This is a genomic window from Pseudoalteromonas sp. SCSIO 43210 (assembly GCF_054133285.1).
The window spans coordinates 4,734,419-4,745,457 of the sequence record NZ_CP087225.1 but is presented as its reverse complement, the minus strand read 5'-3'; the positions used below and the strand labels follow the sequence as shown (position 1 = coordinate 4,745,457).

Annotated in this window: 6 protein-coding genes and 3 pseudogenes; 6 read left to right on the top strand and 3 right to left on the bottom strand. The window is 38.2% G+C overall.

What is annotated here, in order from left to right:
- From LOS73_RS20515 to LOS73_RS20495, 5 genes and pseudogenes are all read left to right on the top strand, one after another.
- On the top strand, positions 1-687 hold the full coding sequence (locus tag LOS73_RS20515; RefSeq protein ID WP_033030314.1) for a HEAT repeat domain-containing protein: 687 nt from the start codon (positions 1-3) through the stop codon (positions 685-687).
- A 204-nt stretch (positions 688-891) separates the two neighbouring features.
- Positions 892-1,866: a transposase gene (locus LOS73_RS20510; protein ID WP_457934233.1), complete on the top strand. Its 975-nt coding sequence runs from the start codon at positions 892-894 to the stop codon at positions 1,864-1,866.
- Between the two features lie 909 nt (positions 1,867-2,775).
- Positions 2,776-3,156: a hypothetical protein gene (locus LOS73_RS20505; RefSeq protein ID WP_033031774.1), complete on the top strand. Its 381-nt coding sequence runs from the start codon at positions 2,776-2,778 to the stop codon at positions 3,154-3,156.
- Positions 3,157-3,266: 110 nt separating this feature from the next.
- Positions 3,267-3,944, top strand: a complete 678-nt coding sequence (gene hxpB, locus LOS73_RS20500; RefSeq protein WP_033041258.1) for a hexitol phosphatase HxpB — start codon at positions 3,267-3,269, stop codon at positions 3,942-3,944.
- Positions 3,945-4,034: 90 nt separating this feature from the next.
- Positions 4,035-4,397 (top strand): annotated as a pseudogene (locus tag LOS73_RS20495) (IS110 family transposase); the annotation flags it as partial.
- Positions 4,398-4,499: 102 nt separating this feature from the next.
- On the opposite strand, the pseudogene LOS73_RS20490 reads toward LOS73_RS20495, so the two are convergent.
- Positions 4,500-5,464, bottom strand: a pseudogene (locus LOS73_RS20490) (IS30 family transposase).
- 113 nt (positions 5,465-5,577) lie between these two features.
- Here LOS73_RS20490 and LOS73_RS20485 point away from each other — a divergent pair.
- A pseudogene (locus LOS73_RS20485) lies at positions 5,578-6,312 on the top strand (transposase); the annotation flags it as partial.
- A 260-nt stretch (positions 6,313-6,572) separates the two neighbouring features.
- Here LOS73_RS20485 and LOS73_RS20480 read toward each other — a convergent pair.
- Positions 6,573-7,733 (bottom strand): tryptophan 7-halogenase, encoded by a 1,161-nt coding sequence (locus LOS73_RS20480; RefSeq protein ID WP_033031778.1) that lies wholly within the window; start codon positions 7,731-7,733, stop codon positions 6,573-6,575.
- Positions 7,734-7,740: 7 nt separating this feature from the next.
- Positions 7,741-10,743 (bottom strand): LodA/GoxA family CTQ-dependent oxidase, encoded by a 3,003-nt coding sequence (locus LOS73_RS20475; protein WP_457934232.1) that lies wholly within the window; start codon positions 10,741-10,743, stop codon positions 7,741-7,743.
- Between the last annotated feature and the right edge of the window lie 296 nt (positions 10,744-11,039).

Sequence of the window (11,039 nt, the reverse complement as noted above, 5' to 3'; positions counted from 1 at the left end):
ATGAAGATATTTAAAATTTGCATAACATGCGGTATTTGGCTGCTATCTGCATGCAGCTCATATGCAGACGATGGTCATTGGCAGTGGAAACTCGAAATTGAAAAGACAATTGGGCATGCTGACAACTCGGTTCAGAACATGGAAATTGGCTCATATTGGAATAAAAACTACAGAGAAGCTGTGTTCTCTGTTTCAAATTTAATTTCCAATGGTTGGTCCAGTGAAGGTTTTGATGCTGATTTATATAATTCTATATTGTTAGAGGTATGGAGGAACACTAAGCATGTACGTGTATTAGATGATCACTTAATTCGATTAGCTGCTATGAAATGGAGAATTAATCTAAAAAATAAATGTTTTGATAGTGGAGTGGATCTGAATATTGCACGAAAATATTTTATGGAGATGATCAGTTCGAATGAAAATATCTTAAAAAACTCAGCTATAACTGGGCTTGGAATGATTGGTGAAAAAAATGATGTTGATACGTTAATAGCGATATTAATTGATAATCAAGATAGTTTTATAGGTAAAACAGCATTAAATTCACTCTTACTTATTGGTGACAAATACATGCTAGAATCACTTAGAGCAAGTTTGAATCAACTTTCAAATAAGTCAATCAAGAATAAGATTCAACAAGAAATAAGTTACAATAGAGTTTATGAAAATGAATGCAGTAACTAAGCTTTAGGTTTACAAGCCGTTACTTGATTTTGATCCGATTGTTATCTGTGCAAACTTAAACCACAGCTAAAGTAACCTCATTTTAGTCCAAAGCCTAAATAAACTAGACATAGCCTAAATAAACTAGACATCCACTCAAAATTTTGCACTTTTAAGCTCAAAGTACTACGCTTTATTTAGTGTAAAAAACAAGCAGGATGTCTTATGGCCATCGCAAGAAAACGACAAATAAGTTTGGTTGATACAAAATACTACCACTGTATTTCGCGTTGCGTGCGCCGTGCTTTTTTGTGTGGTGAAGACCACTTTACTGGTCAATCTTACGAGCATCGCAGAGGCTGGGTTGAAGATAAGTTACTGGAATTAGCAAAAATATTTTGTATTGATGTATGTGCTTATGCCGTAATGAGTAATCACACCCATTTAGTACTGTATGTAGATGACAAAAAAGCGAATAGGCTGAATGATAAAGCGATTGTTATTCGCTGGCATAAGCTGTGTAAAGGCACCGCTCTTACACAAAAATACATACAGGGCGAAAAGCTAAGTAAAGCTGAACTTATCTTTTTTAACCAAACAGTAAACCAATACCGCGAGCGCCTATCCAGTATTAGCTGGTTTATGCGGTTACTAAATGAAGATATAGCCCGCAGAGCAAATAAAGAAGATAATTGCACAGGCCGCTTTTGGGAGGGGCGCTTTTCGTCTCAAGCATTATTAGATGAAGCAGCCCTTGCTGCCTGTATGGCCTATGTTGATTTAAACCCCATTAGAGCAAAAATGGCAGAAACGCCCGAAGAGTCAAACCATACCAGCATCAAGCAACGCATAACACACGCAAAAGAAGGTAAGCAACCAAAACCACTACTGCGCTTTGCAGGCAAGCCTCGTCAAACAATGCCAAAAGGGCTGCCGTTTGAGCTTAAATCGTACCTTGAGCTTGTTGAATTAACAGGACGAATAATACGAGAGGATAAACGCGGGTATATTGATAATATGAACCTTCCTTTGCTTGAAAGGTTAAATATATCCCCAGAAAACTGGTTAAAACTGACTACGCAATTTACACGCGTATTTCATGGTGCTGTTGGCAAGCCAAGCTCACAAGTAAGTTATTGTGAAAATCTAAACAGAAAGCGGCGGGTGAATATCAGTAACTGCGAAAAGCTACTGGCATAAAACGTAAGCTACTCAGTAAAACTATTCAGTAATAAATCACAACTGCACCATGCAGCTATTTCCATGCGACGAATTTAATTTTAAGCGTTCTAATTTGTTCTTTACGGATGAAATGCAAGTAACCGAGCAGTGAAAGATAAATTTTTAACAAAAAAATCAAATTTAATAGCAACGTTTTGTTTAGTTAAGTGGCTGTCTAGTTTAGTTTGTGTTCTTTACGGATGAAATGCAAGTAACCGAGCAGTGAAAGATAAATTTTTAACAAAAAAATCAAATTTAATAGCAACGTTTTGTTTGTTCAATTGAAGTGGCTGTCTAGTTTAGTTTTTCAAAATACATGTGCTATGTACGGTCAGGCATTAATCGTTTTTATTGGGGTATTGTATTCAGCTTTTTAGCTGTTACATCATTAATACATTAATACCAATTCGTAATAATATTTGAGCAATTTGAGAGCTTAAACCTGACGCTAACTGTGTTAAATATTTCTTATATAGAACAACTAAATAACGAATTTTTGCCTTATTATCGACACTGTTTTCTTACCTCAAAATAGCTTACTTAATTAAGCAGATTGGTATTACGAAGATTAAATAGTGACCTTACTTTTTATAGCTACTTGATTTGTAATTATTCGAGTAGTTAGAAAAATATCCTTGCTTAACGGTTAAGCATTCGGTTTAATGAATAGATAATAAACGCTGAGCAATGCAGGGAAAGCTTAAATTATAATAGGTAAGCTTATTAAATTAGCTGATTTAGCTAGAGCCTCTAAAAAGCAAATTCCCATAGCATAAACAACACCAACTCTGACACACCGAGCAGGTAGCGCCTCAGTCCAACAAGCGATTATGCAACACAAACTGCGTGTCGCATAAGTACTAAAGTGTTAGGCATTCAGGGGTAAGCATGATTAAATTTAAAATAGTAAGCATAATTACAGCCGTTATCGCACTTACTTTGTGTGTGATTTTTATACTTATTCCCGAAGTATTATTTATGTTGTTTAATATTGATGAAAATAGTTCCGCTTTCTTCATTGGTAGAAGGGCTGCAATGTTATTTCTCGGAATATCGGTATTTAGCTGGTTCGGCCGAAATGCTGAGCATTCAGAGTCTAGGCAGGCTATATGTTTAAGTCTTTCAGTTTCTATGTTTGCATTGGCTTTTCTTGGTAGTGCAGAATACCTACGTGGTTTTGCTGGTATAGGTATTTCACTGGCTGTTATTACGGAAGCTACTCTTGCTTTGCTATATTTTAAAATATGGTTCAACTACAAAAATGCCTAACAAGAGCCTAAAATCCGACAGCTTTTACTGTCGCATTTTTTGCAATAAACAAAAGGCGCAAAATTTGCACCAGCAATCTGCTGTTTAGGCTGGCGTTAAATGGAATCTGTATGATACAAGCTGCAATTTTTGATATGGATGGAACGTTAATCGATTCGGAGCCGATGTGGAAAAAAGCGGAAAAGGAAATTTTTTCATCTTTAGGCGTAAAAGTAACTAATGAACTTTCATCTCAAACTGTTTGGATGACTACTCGTGAAGTAACGGAGTTTTGGTATAATCATTTTCCTTGGTTAGGTAAAAGCTTAGATGAAGTCGAAAATGAAGTTATTGATCGTGTAGCAGAATTAATTATTGATGAGGGTGTTGCTTTGGAAGGAGTACATAAAGTTTTAGACTTTTTTCAAGAAAAGAATTTTAAAATCGGTTTATCAACTAATGCTCCTTCAAAACTAATTCCTATTGTTTTAAAAAAACTTAATATTTCTCATTACTTTCATGCTACTTCTTCTTCGGAACATGAAATAAAAGGAAAACCTGATCCAGCCGTATATTTATCTACGGCTAAAAAATTGAATGTTGAACCCTCAAAATGCATTGCATTTGAAGATAGTGTTTCGGGCATCCTTTCTGCGAATCAAGCAAAGATGAAAACTGTTGTAGTTCCACCTGAACTTGAGTTTACAGATGAAAAATATGAATTATCTTATATTAAGCTTAAGTGCTTATCTGACTTTTCCAACACACATTTAGAAAAAATAATTAATCATATGGAGTTAGGTGTCTAAAAAATTCCATTTAACAAGATAATTGGACTCCCCATACTACTCAGCTAAGCTGACAATGGCATGTCTTTAAACTTTAGGGAGTCTTGTAATATGAAGAGTATTATTGGTGTTGATTTAGCAGTAAAAGTTATTCAAGTTTGTGTTTATACAAACAACAAGGTGCAATCTAATACAGAAATGACACCGGAACAATTTAGTGCTTATCTATCAACATCAATCCCTTCAAAAGTAGTGTTTGAGTCATGTGCTGGGGCTAATTATTGGTCTCAATTAGCAAGTTCTTATGGTCATAATGCACGCTTAATCTCACCTAGATTAGTTAAAGTCGTTAGACAAAATCAAAAAACAGATAAAAATGATGCCTTAGCCATCGTTCAGGCTTCTTTATTACCTGATATTAACTTCGTTGCTCCTAAAACTAGCCAACAGCAACAAGTACAATCAATGCTGAAGTAACATAAATTGTGGACACCCATCTATTGAATTAATTTAACAAACGCTCAAAAATAAACCAAAACCCGAATTCAGGTTCCAAGTGCACCAAACCTTAAATCACTAATTAATAAAGACTTCTTCAGCTGTCTGATAATTTAGTATTTTCCTTGGGCGAGTATTAATTTTCATTACAACCTCTTGGAGTTGTTCATTAGTTATAGTTGAAAAATCAGTTTTCTTTGGGAAATAACGCCTGATCAGACCGTTTGTATGTTCATTTGTTCCTCGTTGCCACGAACAATAAGGATCAGCAAAGTAAATAATAAAATCTAGTTCTTCTTCCAAAGCTTTAAATTTCGAAAATTCTTTTCCATTATCCAAGGTCAGAGTTAACTGTTTATGCTCTGGAATCTCTTTAAACATTTCTACTGTAGCCGTATTGAATGACTCAGCTTGCTTAGTCTCTATTTTTTGCGCGATTAAATATCGAGAGCTACGGTCAACATGGGTTACAAAAAAACCAGAGCCCTTTTTGCCTTCAATTAAATCACCTTCCCAGTCACCTATTCGGCTTCTGTCTTCGACTATTTTTGGTCGTTCGCTAATACTTACTCTATTCTTAATTTGCCCACGTAAATCGCCATATTTACGTTGTTTACGTCTTTTTTATGCCTCTTAGCTAAGTCTTTGTATAGCTCTCCACCTGCTTTAAAATCCTTAATCACCCATTGATAGATTGTTTCATGGCTGACATGCATTAATTCATCTGACGGGTTATCCTTCTTAAGCCGACCTGCTATAGCATCTGGAGACCATCCCATTGCTATCTTACTCAGCACAAGCTCGTACAGTGCCTTATTGTTTCTTTTTCTTGCATGCCTGGAGACCTTCCTTCTTTCCATCGCTTTTTCGTGCGCTGCCTCATCGAAATAATCATAGTAGGGTGGCTTATTTCGCTTAACTTCACGCATGATAGTTGTATGGTGTCGATTTAATAGTTTACCAATGGATCGGCAGCTTTCGCCACTGTTGAATCGATAGTAGATAGCTTTTCGTTCGAAACTGTTAAGATGTTCATAAGACATTCTGAATTCCCTCGATAATGAGTTTGGTCGCACTTACTACATTAGCAAATACTTCAGAATGTCATATTTATTGGTGGGTTATGGTCAGTGGTGCACTTGCATAATGAATTCGGGAAAAAGCGAATAGGTTAAATGATAAAGCGATTATTATTCGCTGGCATAAACTCTGTAAAGGCACATTGCTAACGCAAAAATATGTACAAGGTGAAAAGCTAAGTAAAGTTGAACTCATCTTTTTCAATCAAACGGTTAAACAATACCGAGAGCGCTTATCAAGTATCAGTTGGTTTATGCGGTTATTAAATGAAGACATTGCGCGCAGAGCAAATAAAGAAGATAACTGCACAGGCCGCTTTTGGGAGGGGCGCTTTACGTCTCAAGCATTATTAGATGAAGCAGCACTTGCGGCCTGCATGGCCTATGTAGATTTAAACCCAATTAGAGCGAAAATGGCTAACACCCTAGAGGAATCAGACCATACCAGTGTCCAACAACGTCTAACATATGCAAAAGAAGGCAAACAACCAAAACAGCTCCTTCGCTTTGCAGGCATGCCACGTCAAACAATGCCAAAAGGGCTCCCGTTTGAGCTTAAATCGTACCTAGAACTTGTTGAGCTAACAGGGCGAATAATGCGAGAAGACAAACGCGGGCATATTGATAATATGAACCTTCCCTTGCTCGAAAGAGTGAATATATCCCCCGAAAACTGGTTAAAACTCACCACGCAATTTACGCGCGTATTTCGTGGTGCAGTAGGCAGGCCAAGTTCACAAGCAAATTACTGTAAAAACTTAAACAGAAAGCGGCGGGCGAATATCAGTAATTGCGAAAAGTTACTGGCATAAAACGTAAGCTACTCAGTAAAACTGTTCAGTAATAAATCACAACTGCACCATGCAGCTATTTTCATGCGACGAATTTAATTTTAAGCGTTCTAATTTGTTTTTTACGGATGAAATGCAAGTAACCGAGCAGTGAAAGATAAATTTTTAACAAAAAAATCAAATTTAATTACGGTAGTCGAGGCCATCTTAGGGTAATCACCCCTAGCTAAAGTAGCTTTAGTCATGAAAGATCAACACTCTAGCGTAAAAAATAATCATGGTTATGCTTTATATTGATGTCTGCGTTGCCAAAAAGGCATTTTAGACCAGCGCTGTTCTTGGTTATAAAAGAAATGTTGATGGTGTAAATAATGACGCCATATTTGCTCTATTTGCTGTTGGTAAGTTTTATTAAAGTGCTGTTGTATATCATTGTCGATAATGTTTAGTATATTTGATTTTTTAAGCAGTAATGCGAGTTGCATCGCATTTGCCATTGCGTTAAAAATTCCTTGTGATGACAAGGGATCAAAGCTTATAGCTGCATCACCTAATGCGGCCCATTGTTGACCTGAAAAGTTGTTCAAACGTGTTGAGTTAGCACTTACAATGCCCTGTAAATTTAGCGTTTTTTGATTGTCGTTTAGTAATTTTGCGAGTGATGAGTGTTGTTGAGCATACTTAATAAAGTATGCTGGATCGCGATGCAGCCCCTTAGGCATTAGGTCTGAATCAGTTTGGAAGGCTAAAACACGCCGCTGGTTTGGAAGTGGAGCACTGTACCACCAACCATTATTAGTTGAGTGAATATTGCCCAGTTTATTTTCGCTATTGTCATCTAAAGTTGCCCAACATGATATGAGGCGATCACTTTGCTGGCGATCGGTATACTTTTTGGCAAAATGTGCTTGGCGACCAGTTGCATCAATAACGAATGGACATACTATGGTTACTTCCTGATCTTCATTTAAGTCTGAATTTATAAGTGTAATATGCCAAGAGTTTTCTTTGTATTGACTGTTAATTAATTTAGCGGGCCAAATGCATTCTACGCCTCGCTGTTGGGCTTTTTCACGTAAAAACAACTCAAACCTTTTTCGGTCTAGTCGCCAGCCGAAACCATCAGGGTTATTGAGGTTATCTGCAATGTGCAGGGCTTCTTGACCCCAACTTATTTGCATTCCGGCATTAGGCAAATGATGAGGAAGTGCAATATCCGTTTCTAATCGGCTTTCAAATTCAGTTAGTAAGTTGAGTTGTTTTAAAATTCGTCTTGCTGCGGGTGCTAAGCACTCTCCAATACGTTCTTCAGGAGATGCTGATTTATCGATAAGCGTCACCTTATAAGAATCGCACAAAGCAAGCGCGGCAATACATCCAGCCACGCCAGCACCAATGATCACAACACTGTTTTTTGCGTCCTCATTTTTAATCATTGGCATAGCGATTTCAACGTCCTTTGATGCGATGAAAACGGTTGGCTTTTTCGGTCACGCCTAAATCTACTTTGCTTCGATTATGAGTCAAATCTACAGAGAGAGTAACGTTACTATGTTGTATTGCTTTACTGGCTAAGTTAACTAAACCTTCGCCTGCTTTATTATGAGGTAGCATGCCTACCTGCATAGTGTTGGGGAATTGTTCGTCGTTAATAGCACCAGTATGTGTTTGTACAATAGCAAGTTCTGCAAAGTGCTCAACCATACTATTTATTTGGTTGGTATAGGTTGCAGGGTTACCATGTAGGGGCAAGTCATCAAGCCAATCTGTTCTATATGCAAACGCTTGCTGGCGGGTACTATCAGATAATGATGTATCAAGAACCTGTTGATAGCGTCGTTGATTCATTATTTGATTGGGAACACGAGCTGGCCAAAATGTGGGTAAAAATGGGTCATACTCAGAGCTATAACCATCGCGACAACTGGCCGTGTCAGTTTGCCATGGAATAGCCATCCAACGTGTGATCCCTCCTGCTACTTGGCCACCAAACAAAGGGCCTTTTGCTAAAGTATAAATATCATGATTCATAATAGGCCCATAATAACAATGATCACTTTGTGTATCAGGTAATGCATGTTTTAGTCGAAATGGAGACATATACATTCCGGCCGTTCGCATTGGCCAAGTCATCTCACAGCCTGGATGAAATGCATCAGCAAGGCAAAACTCCATTGCACCACGCGTTAGCTGTTCAGGCTGTTCGGCAACAGGGTAGTCATCTATAGTTGGTGGCTGAGTTGGCACAGGGCAGCGTGATTGTGGTTTGTAATCATTAATGAAATCACCTTTTACCCACTGGTCTAAAAATGACAATTGTAAATTAGACAAAGTCGCATGCTGGCGTACTGAGCCTGTTGGAGGGATGCTAATAGCGTCACCATATAACCAAGGCCATAGTTGAGGTGCTTGTGCACCTGATACATCAGTTCGACGAAAGTTATTAGATAAAGTCCGGCGGAGCTCTTGATATGCAGGTGATGGGTCACTAAGTTTTGCCAACCATTCTGGGGTCGTATAATCAAATTGACCACCCCAGCCGAATGCACCAGCAAAGCCGCTATTAACCCACTGTAAATTGGTCATCCTAGAAAATATAGGTTGAATATCCTCTGTGAATGATGGGCGTTGTGGCCGTGCTAGCATGCTACTATTAACAGCAACATCGCGCATTAAATCCCACATAGTACGAACTGATTTTTGCATAGGCGCATAATCAGGCGGCGCACAAATGACCCAAGCTGGTTCAACTCTTAATGCAACACCATTATGAACAACCTCGGCAGTAATTGGGCCATCGGATATATCGTCATACCAACCTTCGTTGTTGGCGAAAGTTACCGCAATATCGCCTTTTAAATTACGGGCAACACCATGTCCTCCTAACATTATTAATCGACCGTGGTTATCGCTGCGCATCTCGCCTAAGTAGACATCTTCGTCCATAAACTTACCAATAAAGTTATGTTCGTTTTTGCTATTTACGTTTTTACCACTTAGCTTGCGCTGACCACCATTAATATGAAGTTTATCTCGGTCTGCTACATTATTATTACGCAGTAGCGAAGGTGGAGCGTCTGCGGCTTCAGGAATATCTAAAGCAATTTGAAACTCGTACCAAGATGATTTTTGATTGGCGAGTTGGGCGTGCCATGTGATATCTGCATTATCTAGTGTAAGCTCTTTTATAGCCTTACCTGCAGCGTTAAAACCATAAATTCTAAACTCTGCAGCTTGGCGTTTAAGTGCACCGCTTTTATCGCGATACGCATATTCGTCACTATTGGGAACTGGTTGAGGTTGCTGCGGACCAATAAAATAATCGTCCTTGCTGTTGCCAACGCGCATTACGCCAATAGGAGGGTAGATTCCGGCATAAACAATACATTCAGAATCCGCTTCTTGTGCTTGTTCTGGATTGAAGTTAGTTAATTTAGTTGGCTCTTGTAGCTGTTGTCCGTTAGCTGTGTGACGTGCTTTTGCACTGGCTGCATAGGCTGACTTTCGTGCAAGTGCGATACTGCCAAGTGGTTCATGGGCGGCTAAAGTACGCCAAATATTAAATGCCAAGTTACTACCAAGTTCGGCTTGGCCAATTGCTGTAATATTTTGTTGTGCTAGATGTAGACGAGCAATGCACACATAAGGACTTTGTTGAGTGCTCCATACTGCTTGAGCGTCATCGAGTGGCATTGTTTCTGGATTTGTACGTAGTTGTACCTCAAGTCGGAATTTGGCACTTCCTTCTCGTAATCGTCGCTGTAAATCTAAAGCAAGGTAATTGTTATCAACGCATGGCGCGCCGACTTCACTCTCTTCGGGAACTAAGCGATATTTAACAATTTGTTGATCACCTAGCTTGAATGGCAAAATAGCCCAATATTTGGCACTTAAGCAGCTCGATTCAACTTTTTGCATGTCGTTTAGGATGTTAGCAACGTCACTATTTTTAGGGTCATTTAGGTAAGCATCATAATCTTTATCAATCACACCTGCTGTTGTAAATTGGCACATCTGTTGCGCATTTTTAGTGAAAAAACGATCCATATTTTGAAAAATAAAATCAGCGGTATTGCTTTCACCAATTAATTTATCTCCATTGACCGCAAACAACTTCATTGCTAAACCAAGTGTGCTGTGTAAATCGGGGGAGGAGGGAGTGGTATCACTCGAAAAACGTATGGCGCATTCATATTCACTTTTAGAAAAAATACCAATTTTGAATTGCGGGTCTATGTCTGGATTAATTTTAAACTTACCGTATGCGATGCCATGTTGCTTTCTAAAAACGGCACGTTGCGCAGGTTGTTGACCTTTATCAATACGTGGTACTTGGCCGAGGCCAACAAACATCTCAGTTAAGCGTCTACAGGCTTGTTCAACACTTTCATTATCTGACCAACAAGGTATGTTGTTAGCTGATGGTTTTGTTGGATTTTCTTTTTTAGCCATTGTAAGTATTCCTTTTAAGCTATTGAGATATAAATTGGTTTTGAGCAAATATTGTATTTTTATTAATTTCAGCTGCGTGATTTTTACGAAAAAAAGAATAAAACTACCGTTGTTATTTGTTTTCAATATTGCATTCGGAATGCTGTGAGATTGGCAATCGAGATTGCAAGAAATAGGTATTAAATGCCTAAGCTGTATGAGTAACCACTTTTTATGTTTTTATTCGTTTTAGGTACAACTTAGAATTATTGTTATTCACATACTAATTTTTTATGTGGAATTATTGATAAAGGTAG